The 14924-nt window shown below is 59.8% G+C and carries 13 protein-coding genes and 1 other RNA gene; 8 read left to right on the forward strand and 6 right to left on the reverse strand.

What is annotated here, in order from left to right; genetic code table 11:
- Positions 1–37 precede the first annotated feature (37 nt).
- Positions 38–1033 carry an NAD-dependent epimerase/dehydratase family protein gene (locus ABLU95_RS00215; RefSeq protein ID WP_101977395.1) on the reverse strand — a complete coding sequence of 332 codons (996 nt, stop codon included), beginning with the start codon at positions 1031–1033 and terminating at the stop codon, positions 38–40.
- Positions 1034–1129: 96 nt separating this feature from the next.
- Here ABLU95_RS00215 and ABLU95_RS00220 point away from each other — a divergent pair, with 96 nt between their 5' ends.
- From ABLU95_RS00220 to ABLU95_RS00240, 5 genes are all read left to right on the forward strand, one after another.
- On the forward strand, positions 1130–2041 hold the full coding sequence (locus tag ABLU95_RS00220; RefSeq protein WP_289552162.1) for a LysR family transcriptional regulator: 912 nt from the start codon (positions 1130–1132) through the stop codon (positions 2039–2041).
- 157 nt (positions 2042–2198) lie between these two features.
- Positions 2199–3197 carry an ABC transporter substrate-binding protein gene (locus ABLU95_RS00225; RefSeq protein WP_032453249.1) on the forward strand — a complete coding sequence of 333 codons (999 nt, stop codon included), beginning with the start codon at positions 2199–2201 and terminating at the stop codon, positions 3195–3197.
- Positions 3197–4234, forward strand: a complete 1038-nt coding sequence (locus tag ABLU95_RS00230; protein ID WP_032453250.1) for an iron chelate uptake ABC transporter family permease subunit — start codon at positions 3197–3199, stop codon at positions 4232–4234. The genes ABLU95_RS00225 and ABLU95_RS00230 overlap by 1 nt, the downstream gene beginning before the upstream one ends.
- Complete coding sequence (locus ABLU95_RS00235) at positions 4234–4995, forward strand: ABC transporter ATP-binding protein (protein WP_023290094.1); 762 nt, start codon at positions 4234–4236, stop codon at positions 4993–4995. The genes ABLU95_RS00230 and ABLU95_RS00235 overlap by 1 nt, the downstream gene beginning before the upstream one ends.
- A gap of 11 nt (positions 4996–5006) precedes the next feature.
- Complete coding sequence (locus tag ABLU95_RS00240; RefSeq protein ID WP_348878570.1) at positions 5007–6239, forward strand: MFS transporter; 1233 nt, start codon at positions 5007–5009, stop codon at positions 6237–6239.
- 64 nt (positions 6240–6303) lie between these two features.
- On the opposite strand, the gene ABLU95_RS00245 is transcribed toward ABLU95_RS00240, so the two are convergent.
- Positions 6304–7335, reverse strand: coding sequence for a methionine synthase (locus ABLU95_RS00245; protein WP_023290096.1), 1032 nt, complete (start codon positions 7333–7335; stop codon positions 6304–6306).
- A 23-nt stretch (positions 7336–7358) separates the two neighbouring features.
- Positions 7359–8339 carry a DUF1852 domain-containing protein gene (locus ABLU95_RS00250; protein WP_032453251.1) on the reverse strand — a complete coding sequence of 327 codons (981 nt, stop codon included), beginning with the start codon at positions 8337–8339 and terminating at the stop codon, positions 7359–7361.
- A 597-nt stretch (positions 8340–8936) separates the two neighbouring features.
- Here ABLU95_RS00250 and ABLU95_RS00255 point away from each other — a divergent pair.
- The gene (locus ABLU95_RS00255; RefSeq protein WP_064154444.1) at positions 8937–9257 is read left to right on the forward strand and encodes a hypothetical protein; all 321 of its coding nucleotides are present in this window, start codon (positions 8937–8939) and stop codon (positions 9255–9257) included.
- A 98-nt stretch (positions 9258–9355) separates the two neighbouring features.
- Here ABLU95_RS00255 and ABLU95_RS00260 read toward each other — a convergent pair whose 3' ends face one another.
- The 3 genes from ABLU95_RS00260 to ABLU95_RS00270 form a co-directional block, all read right to left on the reverse strand.
- Entirely contained in the window at positions 9356–9604 is a 249-nt protein-coding gene (locus tag ABLU95_RS00260) for a GlsB/YeaQ/YmgE family stress response membrane protein (protein ID WP_004203110.1), read from the reverse strand.
- A gap of 203 nt (positions 9605–9807) precedes the next feature.
- Positions 9808–10218, reverse strand: a complete 411-nt coding sequence (gene menI / locus ABLU95_RS00265) for a 1,4-dihydroxy-2-naphthoyl-CoA hydrolase (protein ID WP_023290099.1) — start codon at positions 10216–10218, stop codon at positions 9808–9810.
- Entirely contained in the window at positions 10215–13271 is a 3057-nt protein-coding gene (locus ABLU95_RS00270) for an FAD-binding and (Fe-S)-binding domain-containing protein (protein ID WP_348878714.1), read from the reverse strand. Before ABLU95_RS00270 ends, menI begins: the two co-directional genes overlap by 4 nt.
- Positions 13272–13489: 218 nt before the next feature.
- Between ABLU95_RS00270 and ydiK the strand changes: the two genes are divergently transcribed.
- Entirely contained in the window at positions 13490–14602 is a 1113-nt protein-coding gene (gene ydiK, locus ABLU95_RS00275) for an AI-2E family transporter YdiK (RefSeq protein WP_023290101.1), read from the forward strand.
- A gap of 189 nt (positions 14603–14791) precedes the next feature.
- Positions 14792–14899, forward strand: an RNA gene (gene rprA / locus ABLU95_RS00280) — antisense sRNA RprA.
- Positions 14900–14924: the final 25 nt, after the last annotated feature.

Here is a 14924-nt window from a genome sequence, read left to right on the forward strand (position 1 = left end):
ACAATAACGCCCCGTTCTGATCCTCTCTCTCGCCGCGTTACGCCTCACGCGCCTCATTATTTATCGCGCCGGCGGGCAGACAGCCCAGGCCTTGCAGCGTCATATGTACGGCACGATCGAGCGGGGTATGCGGCTCCGCGCCTAAAAAAGCCACCAGCTTATCGTTGCGCAGGCGTACCGGCAGACGCCAGAGATAGTGCATCTCGACCATTTCGCGCAGGGTGGCGTTGAAGGGCGCCGCCAGCTTCACCAGCCACCAGGGAAAGGACTTTACTACCGCCCTGCCGCCATAGCGGGTGACCACCCGCTGGATCGCCTGGCTCATTTCGCTGCCGTCCGGGTCCCAGTGGCCCTGCATATGGAAGCGGGCAAACGGCTCAAGCTCATGCCTGCGGGCCAGCAGCGCGGCGATGGTGGCGGCGACGTCGGGCAGCCAGGCCCACTGATGCCCCACGCCGATCGCCCCCGGGCGGCGAATGACGCCGGGAAGCTGACCGGGCTTGATCAGCCCCTGGGAAAACCAGCTATTCCCGGCGCGCGGCCCAAAAAAATCCCCCGCCCGGACAATCAACGCCCGGCCGCCGCGCTGCACGTAATCCTCCAGCGCCTGCTCCATCTCCACCCGGATGGCGCCTTTGCGGGTCACCGGCTGTTGTGCGGCCTCTTCCGCAATCAGCGGAAAGGCATCCGGTCCATAGTTATAGACAGTGCCGGGCAGGACAACTAACGCCCGCTGCTGTTCGGCGGCCTGCAGGGTGTTGCGCAGCATAGGCAGTACCTGCTGCCGCCAGTGCCTGTAGCCCGGCGGATTGACCGCATGGACGATCACGTCGCAACCGGCAGCAGCCGCCGCCACCTGCCCGGCATCCAGCGCGTCGCCGGCTATCCACTGCATCCCCTCCTCGGGGCCGCGCACTTGGGCGCCGCGCTTCAGCGCCCGAACCTGCCAGTTGTCCGCCGCCAGCCGGCGGGCCACTTCCCCGCCGATGCCCCCGCTTGCTCCCAGAATAAGGACCTTGCCGCTGCTGTTCATCGTCTTTCCCCGTTCGCTAATGGATGCTTGACAGCCTACCTGCGGCTCATATCAAATGAAATTGCATATCATCATCGAGCGGCTATACATTTTTGTATGAATACCTCTATTCCCTGGGAGTGGTACCGAACCTTTCTCGCCGTCCTGCAGGAAGGCTCTTTATCGGGCGCATCGCGCACTTTGAACATCACCCAGCCGACGGCGGGGCGCCATATCGCCGGGCTGGAAGCCGCCCTCGGCCAGGCCTTATTTACTCGTTCGCAGACCGGCTTGCTGGCGACCGACGCGGCGCTGGCGCTGCGGGTGCACGCCGAGGCGATGGCCAACACCGCCCGGGCGCTGGCACGCACGGCGGCCAACTTTAGTCGCGACAGAACCGATCTGCGTGGCGTGGTGCGCGTGGCCGCCAGCGAGGTGGTCGGCGCCGAGGTGCTGCCGACGCTGATTGCCCGGCTCAGGCAGGTCTGCCCGAATATTGTCATCGAACTGATGCTCTCCAATCGGTTTCAGGATCTGCTTCACCGGGAGGCGGATATCGCGGTGCGGATGGTCGCTCCGCAGCAGGAGCAGCTTATCGCGCGGCGTCTCGGCAGGATCGAACTCGGGCTGCATGCCGCCGATGCCTATCTGACCCGCCGGGGTCGGCCCGCTACGCCTGAGGAGCTTGACGGCCACGCGCTGATTGGTTTCGACAGCGCCACGCCCCTCGTTCGCCGGGCGCTTGAGCGCTACCCCCGTTTCCAGCGCGAGGCGTTCGCGATGCGCACCGATAGCGACCTCGCCCAGCTGAGCCTGATCCGCGCCGGGGCGGGGATCGGCATCTGCCAGGCGCCCCTTGCCGACGGCATCATTCCCCTGCGGCGAGTGCTGGCGGCCGACTTTTCTCTGTATCTCGAGACCTGGCTGGTGATGCATGAGGACCTGCGCCATAGCCCCGCCTGTAAGCGAGTATTTGATTTCCTCGCCGAAGGGTTGCAGGCGTATATTCGCGGCCCACTGGCGCGCTGAGCCACCCGCCTCGCGGGTAACTCCTTCCCTGCTGAAATAGTCACTCATTGACACTGTAAATACGGCATTGTATAAAACCCCGCCTCAATAATGAGTTTCATTTGCATTACTTCCATTTGCTGGTCATCCACTCGCCTGTTTACAAGGATAGCGTTTAATGAAGAAGGTCCTCTGCGCGTTAGGCTTGATGTTCACCGCCGTCAGTTCCGCGCTGGCAACAACCTACCCCCTGACGATTGAAAACTGTGGCTATCAGGAGACCTTCACCCGGCCGCCGGAGCGCGTGGTCGCGCTGGGGCAAAATACGGTCGAAATCCTGCTGCTGCTTGGGCTGCAAAAGCAGGTGGTGGCCAGCGCCTTCTGGCCGACCAGGGTATTACCGCAGCTGGCTGAGCAAAACGCGAAGATTAAAACCCTGACGGTGGAAATCCCGAGCCTGGAATCCGTACTGGCGCAAAATCCCGATTTCGTTCCCGCCCAGTTGCCGCTGCTGCTGGGGCCGGAAAGCAAAGTCGCCAAGCGTGAAGATCTCGCGACCGTCGGCGTGAACAGCTACGTGTCGCCGGGGATGTGCGCCACCAAAAAGGCTACCGGCGATATGTACGGCAGCCGGCAGAAGCTGTGGGACATGACCTGGCTGTATCAGGAAATTAGCGATTTTGCCCGCATTTTCAACGTGGAAGATCGTGGCCAGGCGCTGATCGCCGATTTCAAAAAACGTGAAGCCGACCTGCGTCAGGAGTTCGGTAAAAGCAAAAAAGATCTCTCCTTCGTCTTCTGGTTCTCCAGCGCCTCGCCGTCGGCCGATGCCTATGTCGGCGGCAAAAACAGCGCCTCCGGCTTTATCGCCAGCGTGCTGGGCGGACATAACGCCATTACCGCCGAAACCGAATGGCCCACGGTGAGCTGGGAGAGCATCATTGCCGCCAACCCGGACGTGATCGTGGTCTCAAGCCTGGATCGTAACCGCTGGGCGCTGGATAAGGCCGAGGAGAAGATCAAATTCCTCAAAAGCGATCCCGCCGTCAGCCAGCTGGAGGCAGTGAAAAAAGGCCATATCGTGGTGATGGACGGCCAGGCGATGAATCCGACCATCCGCACCCTCTACGGCGCGGAACAGGTGGGCGAACAGCTGAGAAAAATGGGGCTTAACTGATGAGCGTCGCCGTGCTTCAGACGCGCCGCAGCATGCTGCTCACCGGCTGGTGCGTCGTGGCAGTGTTCGTGCTGGCGCTGGTGATAGCGGTAGGCGTCAGCGTTGGCGAACTGCCCATCCCGCTGCACAACGTCTTTTACGCTATCAGCAATAAAACCGGCTTAACCGCAGTGCCTCTCAATCGGATCTACGAGAGCGTCATCTGGGATTTCCGCCTCAGCCGCGCCCTGGTCGCCGCCTGCTGCGGCGCCGGCCTGGCTATCTGCGGCGCCGTGCTGCAAAGCCTCCTGAAGAACGCCCTCGCGGAGCCCTACGTCCTCGGCGTCTCCGCCGGGGCCTCCACCGGCGCGGTATCAATCGTGGTGCTGGGCCTTGGCGCCGGGGCGATCTCCCTCTCCGCCGGGGCGTTTGCCGGAGCCTTCGCCGCCTTCGCCTTTGTCGCCTTTCTGACCAACGGCGCGCGCGGCGGCAATGAGCGCACCATCCTGGCGGGCGTCGCCGCCTCGCAGTTATTTAACGCTCTCACGGCCTACACCATCAGCACCTCCGCCAGCGCGCAGCAGGCGCGCGATGTGATGTTCTGGCTGCTGGGCAGCTTCAGCGGCGTCCGCTGGCCCGAATTCCAGCTGGTCCTGGTGGTGGTTCTCGCGGGCCTGGCGGTCTGCCTGTGGTATGCCCGGGCGCTGGACGCGTTCACCTTCGGCGACGATGCCGCCGCTTCGCTGGGCATTGCCGTGCCGCGCGTGCGCCTGATCCTCTTCACTACTGCGGCGGTGATCACCGCCACCATCGTCAGCATGGCCGGCTCGATCGGCTTTGTCGGCCTGGTGGTGCCCCACGTGATGCGCTTCTTCTTTGGCCCGTTGCACCGGACGTTGCTGATCGCCAGCGCGCTGGCGGGGGCGATCCTGATGGTGCTGGCGGACATTGCCTCGCGCCTGCTGATTGCCCCGCAAAGTCTGCCGGTCGGGGTGGTGACCGCTCTGGTTGGGGTGCCTTTCTTCGCCGTGATTATCTACCGCTCAAGGAATAAGTGATGAGTATTTGCGCTGAAAATATCACCTGGAAGGCAGGCAAAAAGGTCATCGTCAACACGGTCTCGCTGCGGGTGTCGCGCGGCGAAACGGTGGGACTGCTGGGGCCCAACGGCTGCGGCAAATCCTCGCTGCTGCGGGTTCTCGCGGGCTTGCGCCGCCCGGATGCGGGTCGCGTCACCCTCGACGGCCAGGACATCGCCAGGATGGCGAAAAAGCAGCTCGCCCGCCGGGTGGCGTTCGTCGAGCAACACGGCATGACCGAGGCCAATATGCGGGTGCGCGACGTCGTGCGCCTTGGGCGTATTCCGCACCACTCGCCGTTCTCAAACTGGAGCGCTCAGGATGACGAGGCGGTCACCGCCGCGCTGCAGCGGGTGGCGATGCTGGAGAAAAGCGACCAGGGATGGCTGAGCCTCTCCGGCGGCGAGCGGCAGCGGGTGCATATCGCCCGCGCCCTGGCGCAGAACCCGAGCGAGATCCTGCTGGATGAACCCACCAACCATCTGGATATTCACCATCAAATGCAGCTGATGCAGTTGATCAGCGAGCTGCCGGTGACCAGCATTGTGGCCATTCACGATCTTAATCATGCCGCGATGTTCTGCGATTCGCTGATCGTGATGCAGCAGGGGCAGATCCTCGCCAGCGGGACGCCGGAGGAGATTTTGTCCGAAGCGCTGCTGTGGGACGTTTTCCGGGTGAAAACCAAAATCGAGATCTCCCCGTACCACGGTAAAAAGCACATTCATTTCATCGTTTAGGTTTGGCGTATATGCCTCTCTTCTCCCTGCGCCCTGCGGCGACCCTCTGGCCTCCCGTTTTACTGGGAAGCCAGTTCGTTTTTAATATTGGCTTTTATGCGGTCGTCCCTTTCCTTGCCCTCTTCCTGCGCGACGAGATGCTGCTCTCCGGCGGGCTTATCGGCCTGATCCTCGGGCTGCGCACCTTCTCCCAGCAGGGCATGTTTATCATCGGCGGGACGCTGGCCGACCGCTATGGCGCTAAGGCGATCATCCTCGCCGGCTGCGTGGTTCGCGTCGCCGGCTATCTGCTGCTGGCGTGCGGCACAACGCTGGAGCCTATTATCCTCGGCGCCTGCCTGACCGGCGTCGGCGGAGCGCTGTTTTCTCCGTCGATCGAGGCCCTGCTGGCGCGGACCGGTACCCACAGCCAGGCCAACGGAAAACGCAGCCGCGCCGAGTGGTTTGCGCTGTTTGCAGTGTGCGGTGAACTGGGGGCGGTTATCGGCCCGGTGGCCGGAGGGTTGCTGAGCGGGATCGGCTTTCGACATATCGCCCTCGCCGGCGCGGGGCTATTTCTTCTGGCGCTGCTGGTGCTCTTTTTCTGTCTGCCCGCCGACGGGCAGCGGACACAAACGCGCAGCCGGGTGCCGTGGTGGACCCCTTTGCGTCAGCCGCGCTTTGTCGCGTTTATTATCGCCTACAGCTCATGGCTGTTGAGCTATAACCAGCTGTACCTCGCCCTGCCGGTGGAGATCCAACGCGCCGGCGGCCGTGAGCAGGATCTGGCGCCGCTTTTTATGCTGGCCTCGCTATTGATTATTACCCTGCAGCTTCCTCTCGCCCGTTTCGCCCGACGTATTGGCGCCGTGCGCATTCTGCCGGTGGGCTTTCTGCTGCTGTCGGCTTCTTTTGTCAGCGTGGCGTTATTCGCCGCCTCGTCGCCCGCCGAAGGCTGGCTGCGATTATTGCCGTCGGCCTGCTTTGTCACGCTGCTCACCCTCGGCCAGATGCTGCTGGTGCCCTCAGCCAAGGATCTGATCCCGCTGTTCGCCGAGGAGTCGACGCTGGGCGCCCACTACGGGGCGCTCGCCACGGCGGGGGGTTGCGCGGTGTTAGCCGGGAATTTGCTGCTCGGCCATATGCTGGACCATGCGCTCACCCCCTCGCCGCAGGCGGTCTATCCCTGGCTTCTGCTGGCGCTGTTTCCGTTGTGCAGCGCCGTGGCCCTGCGGGCGATCTGCCGCCCGCTGGCGGCAACGTGACGCTGAGCGGGTAACGGCCAGCTCAGGAAGTTAACCGGGGGAAGCGCACGGAGGCCAGCCCGCCTTATTGTGCCGCCAGCTCGCGGCGAACGATCTCGGCGCCGGCACTTAAGGCGTGCAGTTTGCCGGTCGCGACCTGGCGCGGCAGCGGCGCCATACCGCAGTTGGTGGACGGATAGAGCTTGTCGGCATCGACAAACGCCAGCGCCTTGCGCAGGGTAGCGGCCACCTCTTCCGGGGTTTCGATAGCATGGCTGGCCACATCGATGGCTCCGACCATCACCTTTTTACCGCGGATCAGTTCCAGCAGATCCATCGGCACCCGCGAGTTGTGGCACTCGAGAGAGATAATATCGAGGGACGATTTCTGCAGCTGTGGGAAGGCCTCCTCATACTGACGCCACTCAGAGCCCAACGTTTTTTTCCAGTCGGTATTGGCCTTGATCCCGTAGCCGTAGCAGATATGCACCGCCGTCTCGCACTTCAGCCCTTCCGTGGCTCGTTCCAGCGCGGCGATCCCCCAGTCGTTCACCTCATCGAAGAAGACGTTGAAGGCCGGTTCATCGAACTGAATAATATCGACCCCGGCCGCCTCTAACTCTTTCGCTTCCTGATTGAGGATTTTGGCGAACTCCCAGGCCAGCTTTTCCCGGCTTTTATAGTGGTTGTCATACAGCGTGTCGATCATGGTCATTGGGCCCGGCAGCGCCCATTTAATCGGCTGACTGGTGAGCTGACGCAGATAGCGCGCGTCCTCAACGAAGACCGGTTTCTGGCGCTCCACGGCGCCCACCACGGTTGGAACACTGGCCTCATAGCGGTTACGAATTTTCACGATCTCGCGTTTGGCAAAATCAACGCCGCTGAGGTGCTCAATAAAGGTGGTGACAAAGTGCTGCCGCGTTTGCTCGCCGTCGCTGACAATATCGATCCCGGCCCGCAGCTGGTCGTCGAGGGACAAACGCAGGGCGTCGCGCTTGCCGGCCAGTAATTCTTCGCTGGACAGTTTCCAGGGCGACCACAGGGTCTCTGGCTGCGCCAGCCAGGAAGGTTTCGGTAAACTGCCGGCGGTCGATGTCGGAAGCCATGTTTTCATAATCAGTAGCCTTTTATTTTGGTTTAGCAAAGCGCGAAGTTAGCAGACCATTGCTCAAGCAACGTCTTGTGCGGGTTGATAAAATGTTGTTGTGTAAATTTACCCTGCTCTATCGCCAACAGGCTGCGCTCTTCCCGGTCATAAACAATTTTGGTGACGGAATGATCCAGGTGATTGAGATTGGGCTGATAGTATTGCCCCGCCGCAGAATTCGCGTTGTAGATCTCCGGTCGGTATATTTTCTGAAACGTCTCCATCGTGCTGATGGTCGCGATCAGCTCCAGGCTGGTGTAATCGCTGAGCAGATCGCCGGAAAAATAGAAGGCCAACGGCGCGACGCTATGTTTTGGCATAAAATAGCGCACCTGCAGCCCCATTTTGCTGAAATAGCGCTCGGTCAGCGAGACGCCTTCCTGGGCATATTCAATGCCGAGGACCGGATGTTCGTTGCCAGTACGACGGTAAACATCTTTGCTGGATACGCTCAGGCAAATCACCGGCGCCTTGCTGAAGCTGGTCTTATAGGCGCTGGATTGCACGAAATCCTTAAAGATATTGCCGTGCAGCTCGCCAAAGTTTTCGGGCACGCTGAAGCGGTTCTGGTCTTTATTATGCTCCAGCAGCAGCACGCTAAAATCATAATCCCGCACATACGAAGAGAAGTTATTGCCGACGATACCGGCATGGCGCTCACCGGTTTTTTTATCGACAATATGCGTTTGCAGGATCTCTATCACCGGAAAACTGGCGGCATCCTGAGCAATATTCATCTCGACAGAAATAATATCCAGTTCCACCGCATAGCGATCGTTGTAGGGATTATCCCAGTGCGCCAGGGTATTAAACCGGTTATTCATCATGATTAACGTATTGCGCAGATTGTCCTGACGGCTCTCCCCTCTGGCCAAATTGGCAAAGTTGGTGGTAATACGCGTATTTTCCGCAGGGTTATAATTTTCATCAAACCGGCTGCGCTTAATCGTATAGGTAAATTCGTTATTCATGGCGATTGTCCATCCTGGTGTCGGGCATAAAGCGGAATAAGCTGAGTATTTTCCACAGGCGACGCAGAGTCAGACCTGGCGCGCTTCAACCGGTAAATGTTGTTGATTCGTTAATGGGTCTATTTTTGCCAGAGTCGGTGATGGAGGGAAAGCGACTTAAATTCATTGCAACATGAGCTATCCTCATGTTGCTCCGCTAAGCGCCAGGTGTACTCGAGGTATCGTCATGATGCCATGGTCAGGGGCGGCTGTTCAGGCCACGTCAGGCTAATAAACGTTTGTGGTGTGAATGTATGCCAGGGTACAATCTTTAACCACTATAATACGTGCTTAACATAGCCGTCGTACCCGTTTCGCTGGAGCTTTTGTCGTACAGAATGATTGTTGATATCAGTATTATGTCGATGTGCATGGCCGTGCTGCTGATTATGAGCGTACTGCTGAATTAAGAGGCTCCCGAACACAATGACACCCGCTCTCATCTGACCTTCACATTCGCGAGGAATAAAGGAGATTCAGAGGATCCGCGCCGCACGGGATTGTCCCGGCTGCCGCCGCCCTCTACTCTTTTGGTACTTGTTAATCGAGGAATACCAGATGAAAAAAGCTCTCCTTGCCCTGTTCGCTATCGCCGCCGTGGCCGCCGCCAGCGCGTTTGCCGCCGATAAAACCGACGCCCCGACGCCCGTTGTCGACAACGGCGGTCGTCCTCCGCTGGAGATGGGTCATGGCCCCCAACCGCCGTTCCCGCCACCGTTTCCGCCGCGCAAGCCGGTGCTGTTTTCAGCAACGGTCGCGACCGATACGCCGGCGGAAACCATTAACAAACTGACCGCCCTGATCCCCACCGGTCAGGCGAAGCACTACGAAGTTCACGTTGAGGTGGTGCCGGTTGCGGAGGATGCCGACGGGAAATAGCCCTGGCGTCGGCGCTCTGCCTGAGTCCTGCGATAATAAAAAAGCTGCCGCTTATCGCGGCAGCTTTTGTTAGCTTGAATAAAACAGAATGCTGAAAATTAGCTGCGCACTTTACGGTAGATAAACAGCACGACCAGCGCACCGATTACCGCCACCACGAAGCTGCCGAAATTAAACCCGTCGACTTTGCCAAAACCAAAGAAGGTACTGATCCAGCCGCCGACCACGGCGCCGATGATCCCCAGAATAATGGTTACAATAAACCCGCCGCCGTCTTTCCCCGGCATAATCCACTTGGCTAAAATACCGGCAATAAGTCCAAAAATGATCCAGGAAAGAATACCCATGGTTAACCGTCCTCTTGTTACCTTTAAGCATTTCGTATTGAAAAGAGTAGCATATATAACGAGATTGGATCGGTAATAATCTATTTATTAGATAATTTCTTGCCGCCGCGCGGTAGCGCAGCTGGCCTGATGTTTCGCGCTGGCGGACCCGCCCCCGCTTATTCCCCTGAAAAAAGGGAGGCTATTCGCCTCCCGGTTACGACTTATATTACCGCGGTGGTTAGCCGCGATGAACAGCATAATCGCGACTGTTCGTCGAAGATTTCAATTTGCCAGACCTGGTGGCGAGTCCCGACGTGCAGCGCTTTGCACACGCCCCGCACCCGGCCCCCGCGCGCCGAACGAATGTGGTTGGCGTTAACCTCCAGCCCCACCACCTTCTGTTCGCCTTCGCTACACAGATAACCCGCCACCGACCCCAGCGTCTCCGCCAGCACCACCGACGCCCCGCCGTGCAGCAGGCCAAACGGCTGCTGTGTGCGCCCATCCACCGGCATGGTGGCCTCCAGCGTATCGTCGGTAAAGGTCTCAAAGCGAATATCCAACAGCCCTACCATGTTTCCCTCACCGAGCCGGTTGAGCTGCTCCAGCGTGGCCTGACGTTTCCAAATCATCCGATTATCTCCAGTAACGCCTGCAGCGGATGGCGAACGCCGCTGCCTTCAATGCGCTTCACCTGGCTGCGGCAGGAGTAGCCCGTCACCAGACAGCGGTTACGCGGCAGCCGCTGCATCGCCTGCTGCCAGGAGAGCGCGTAAATGGCCAGCGAGTTGGCATGGTTTTTCACTTCATGACCATAGGTGCCTGCCATCCCGCAGCACCCGACGCTGACGTTTTCCAGCTTCGCGCCGAAGTGGGCAAAAATCTCTGCCCACTGCTTCGTCGCCGCCGGCAGCGCGGTCACTTCCGTACAGTGACCGAACAGGTACCAGGGCTCGCCGCCCGGATCGGGACGGGCGTCGGCGGTCAGGACCTTCGGCAACCACTCATGGACTAACAGCACCTGAAAATCGCCGCGCTTGTCGCCAAGCGTTTGCTTATATTCATCGCGGTAACAGAGCACCAGCGCCGGATCGACCCCGACCAGCGGCATACCCAGCTGCGCCACGCGGTTAAGGAAGTCTGCCGTTTTCTGCGCGGTGCGCGCGAAGCGGGTCAGGAATCCTTTAATATGCTGCGCCTTGCCGTTTGGCGAGAACGGCAGCAGCACCGGCTGATAGCCTAAGGCCTCAACCAGACGGATAAAGTCAGCCACCACCTGGGCGTCGTAATAGCTGGTAAAGGGATCCTGCACCACCAGCACCATCTTCGCTTTCTGCTCGGCGCTCAGCGCTTCGAGCTGCTCAAGGGTCATGTTGGCGGAGCGGTGGCCGGCCATCTGCTGCTTCAGCGACGGCGCCGAGAGCAGCGGCAGATCGACCATCCCGATATGCTTCTCCGACAGCTTTTTCAGCCACGGCTGGTTCATGAAGAAGTTAAACGTCTTCGGCGCCTGGGCCATCAGCGGCGCATAGGATTCCACCGACGCCACCAGATGATCGCGCACCGGCCGCAGATAGCGGCTGTGGTACAGCTGCAGGAAGCGTGAGCGGAACTCCGGGACATCGATTTTGATCGGGCACTGGGTCGAACAGGCTTTGCAGGCCAGACAACCGGACATCGCCTCTTTGACCTCGTGAGAGAAATCATATTCCCCTTTGCGCGCATGCCAGGTGTTGCGCGTGCGCGCCACCAGCGAGCGCAGGCTAACGCCCTGCTCCGGCAGCGCCTTCTCCAGCTGATTGGGATCGACGCCGCGATCCGCCAGCAGACGCAGCCATTCGCGGACCAGCGTCGCCCGCCCTTTCGGCGAGTGGATGCGCTGGTTGCTGACTTTCATCGACGGACACATCGGACTTTTTACGTCAAAGTTGAAGCACAACCCGTTGCCATTACACTCCATCGCTCCGCGCCAGGCGCTGCGCACCGCGATAGGGATCTGCCGATCCCAGGTGCCGCGCTTCACCGCGTCGACTTTCATCATCGGCGCGTCAATCCCTTCCGGCGGACAAATTTTCCCCGGGTTCAGTCGGTTATCCGGATCGAAGACCGCTTTGATCTTCCGCAGCTCGCCGTACAGCGCCTCGCCAAAGAATGCCGGGCTGTACTCGGCGCGGAAGCCTTTGCCATGTTCCCCCCACAGCAGACCGCCATATTTCGCCGTCAGCGCTACCACATCGTCGGAGATCTGCTTCATCAGCACCTCCTGCTGCGGATCGCACATGTCCAGCGCCGGGCGCACGTGCAGCACCCCGGCGTCGACGTGGCCAAACATACCGTAGCTCAGGCCGTGGCTGTCGAGCAGCGCGCGAAACTCGACGATATAATCCGCCAGGTGTTCGGGCGGGACGCAGGTATCCTCGGCAAAGGGGATCGGCTTGGCGGCGCCTTTGGCATTGCCCAACAGGCCTACCGCCTTCTTGCGCATGGCGTAGATGCGCTCCACACCATCAAGATCGTGACAGACCTGCCAGCCGATGACCCCCGCCTCGCTGCGGGCCATCAGCTCGTCCAGACGCTGGCACAGCGTGGTGACCTGCTGGTCAATCAGCGCCGCGTCATCCCCGGCGAATTCGACGATATTGAGCCCGAGCATCTCTTTATCCGGTACGTCGGTGATCAGTTCGCTCACCGAGTGCCAGACGATATCCTCGCGCGCCAGATTGAGGACTTTAGAGTCGACGGTCTCCACCGACAGGGCCTTGGCCTCCACCATAAAGGGCGCATTTCGCAGCGCAGAGTCAAAGGAGTCATATTTGACGTTGACCAGCCGGCGTACCTTCGGCAGGCGGGTAATATCCAGCCGCGCTTCGGTGATAAACGCCAACGTCCCTTCCGAACCGGTTAAAATCCGGGTCAGGTCGAACTCGCTCATCTCATCGTTAAAGACGTGGCGCAGATCGTATCCGGTGAGGAAGCGGTTGAGTTTGGGAAACTTATCAATGATTAGCTCGCGCTGCGCCTTGCAGCGCTGGTAGACCGTATTGTAAATCCGGCCTATCGTCGAGGGCGTATTGCCAAGCGTCTCCGCCAGCGCCACCGGCACCGCCTGGGTATCGAGGATATCCCCGCCCATCAGCACCGCCCGCAGGCCAAGCACGTGATCCGACGTTTTACCATACACCAGCGATCCCTGACCGGAGGCGTCGGTGTTTATCATCCCGCCCAGGGTGGCGCGGTTGCTGGTGGAGAGCTCAGGCGCAAAGAAGTAACCATAGGGTTTAAGAAACTGGTTCAGCTGATCTTTGATGACTCCGGCTTCAACGCGCACCCAACCCTCTTCGGGGTTGATTTCAATAATGCGGTTCATATAGCGGGACATATCGACGATAATTCCGCCGTTCAGCGCCTGGCCGTTGGTGCCGGTGCCGCCGCCGCGCGGGGTGAAGATCAGCGATTTAAAGCGTGGTTCGGCGGCGACCCGCGCCAGTAACGCTACGTCTGCCGTGGAACGTGGAAACAGGACCGCATCCGGCAGCAGCTGATAGACGCTGTTGTCGGTGGCCATCGTCAGCCTGTCGGCATAGCTGGTGGCGGTATCGCCGGTAAAACCCTGTTGCTCCAGTACCTGCAAAAAATTCAGCACCAGTTGAACTACCCCTGGCGCCTGAGAAATTTGTGGGATCATCACACTTGACCCTGCCTGACTATGTTGTGTTTGAAAATATTGTGTTGGTGCTAACTAAACGTTTGCGTAGCGCATTCAACTTTTTATCACATTTTTTTCATATGCGCCCACGTGTTTTCTGTGCAAAATCAGCCCGGCAAAATTATTGATATTATTATCAGTACATGGATTTACGCAGCGCCAGCTTTTTGGCGCGACTGGAAAGGTAAAAATTCTCTATGATTAACCCCCATCAGCCTCGGGACATACCGCAAATACTGCTGTCGGTGCTGTTCCTGGCCCTGATTATCATATCCTGCCTGTGGGTTGTGCAGCCGTTTATTCTGTCCTTCGCCTGGGCCGGCACCGTGGTGATCGCCACCTGGCCGGTGCTGCTGCGTCTGCAGCGCGTGCTGTTCGGCAAACGGATGCTGGCGGTGCTGGCGATGACCCTGCTGCTGTTTTTGCTATTCGTGATTCCTATCGCTCTGCTGGTCAACAGCCTGGTGGATAACAGCGTTCCGCTGATCAAACTCATCAGCAGCGGAAATGTGACGCTGCCGGATTTCGCCTGGCTCAACAGCGTGCCGCTGGTCGGCGATAAACTCTACGCCGCCTGGCATGGCCTGCTGGATATGGGCGGCTCGGCGATTATGGCCAAGGTTCGCCCCTACATTGGCACCACCACCAGCTGGTTTGTCGGTCAGGCGGCGCACATCGGCAAGCTGCTGGTCTACTGCGGCCTGATGCTGTTGTTCAGCGCGCTGCTTTACTGGCGCGGCGAGCAGGTGGCCTACGGTTTTCGCTATTTCGCCACGCGCCTGGCGGCTAAACGCGGTGACGCCGCCGTGCTGCTGGCCGGCCAGGCCGTGCGCGCCGTGGCGCTGGGCGTGGTGGTGACGGCCCTCACTCAGGCGGTGCTGGGCGGGATCGGCCTTGCCATCTCCGGCGTGCCCTACGCCGCCCTGCTGACCGTGGTGATGATCTTTACCTGTCTGGTCCAGCTCGGGCCTTTGCTGGTTCTGGTGCCGTCGATTATCTGGCTTTACTGGAGCGGGGACACCACCTGGGGCACCGTGCTGCTGGTGTGGAGCTGCGTGGTCGGCACCATGGACAACGTTATCCGCCCTGTGCTTATCCGTATGGGCGCCGACCTGCCGATGATCCTCATTCTTACCGGCGTCATTGGCGGCCTGATCGCCTTCGGCATGATCGGCCTGTTTATCGGTCCGGTGCTGCTGGCCGTCTCCTGGCGCCTGTATGACGCCTGGGTGCACGAAGTGCCGCCGCCGCCGAAAGACCCCGATGTCGTGCTCGAAGAGCTCAGCGAGCTGGAGGCCGGGCGCAAGTAATGCCCTGTCAGGCGGGGGGACCCGCCTGTCTCCCCCCTGGACAATTGTTAAGCAAAATTTATTGATCGGCGGCAAAACGCCAGCCTTGTACGCCCCGCACCCGCTTTTACCCTCCCGGTCCTTCACAACAATTTAACTATTGAGAGGAATCTGATCGACGGCAAAGGCCCCGCTGCCTACTATTAGCTCACGGTTATAAATCAACACCTTGATTTATAAGCATGGAAATCCCCTGAGTGAAACAACGAATTGCTGTGTGTAGTCTTTGCCCATCTCCCACGATGGGCTTTTTTTTGTCCTGCGCATCGCGACGCCGGGCGGC

The sequence above is a fragment of the Klebsiella sp. GG_Kp146 genome, from assembly GCF_040061975.1.
GTDB lineage: Bacteria > Pseudomonadota > Gammaproteobacteria > Enterobacterales > Enterobacteriaceae > Klebsiella > Klebsiella quasipneumoniae.

What these genes read in the sequence shown, in the direction of transcription:
- ABLU95_RS00215 (WP_101977395.1), bottom strand. Translation starts at nt 1,033, where the DNA reads ATGAACAGCAGCGGCAAGGTCCTTATTCTGGGAGCAAGCGGGGGCATC.
- ABLU95_RS00220 (WP_289552162.1), top strand. Translation starts at nt 1,130, where the DNA reads ATGAATACCTCTATTCCCTGGGAGTGGTACCGAACCTTTCTCGCCGTC.
- ABLU95_RS00225 (WP_032453249.1), top strand. Translation starts at nt 2,199, where the DNA reads ATGAAGAAGGTCCTCTGCGCGTTAGGCTTGATGTTCACCGCCGTCAGT.
- ABLU95_RS00230 (WP_032453250.1), top strand. Translation starts at nt 3,197, where the DNA reads ATGAGCGTCGCCGTGCTTCAGACGCGCCGCAGCATGCTGCTCACCGGC.
- ABLU95_RS00235 (WP_023290094.1), top strand. Translation starts at nt 4,234, where the DNA reads ATGAGTATTTGCGCTGAAAATATCACCTGGAAGGCAGGCAAAAAGGTC.
- ABLU95_RS00240 (WP_348878570.1), top strand. Translation starts at nt 5,007, where the DNA reads ATGCCTCTCTTCTCCCTGCGCCCTGCGGCGACCCTCTGGCCTCCCGTT.
- ABLU95_RS00245 (WP_023290096.1), bottom strand. Translation starts at nt 7,335, where the DNA reads ATGAAAACATGGCTTCCGACATCGACCGCCGGCAGTTTACCGAAACCT.
- ABLU95_RS00250 (WP_032453251.1), bottom strand. Translation starts at nt 8,339, where the DNA reads ATGAATAACGAATTTACCTATACGATTAAGCGCAGCCGGTTTGATGAA.
- ABLU95_RS00255 (WP_064154444.1), top strand. Translation starts at nt 8,937, where the DNA reads ATGAAAAAAGCTCTCCTTGCCCTGTTCGCTATCGCCGCCGTGGCCGCC.
- ABLU95_RS00260 (WP_004203110.1), bottom strand. Translation starts at nt 9,604, where the DNA reads ATGGGTATTCTTTCCTGGATCATTTTTGGACTTATTGCCGGTATTTTA.
- menI (WP_023290099.1), bottom strand. Translation starts at nt 10,218, where the DNA reads ATGATTTGGAAACGTCAGGCCACGCTGGAGCAGCTCAACCGGCTCGGT.
- ABLU95_RS00270 (WP_348878714.1), bottom strand. Translation starts at nt 13,271, where the DNA reads ATGATCCCACAAATTTCTCAGGCGCCAGGGGTAGTTCAACTGGTGCTG.
- ydiK (WP_023290101.1), top strand. Translation starts at nt 13,490, where the DNA reads ATGATTAACCCCCATCAGCCTCGGGACATACCGCAAATACTGCTGTCG.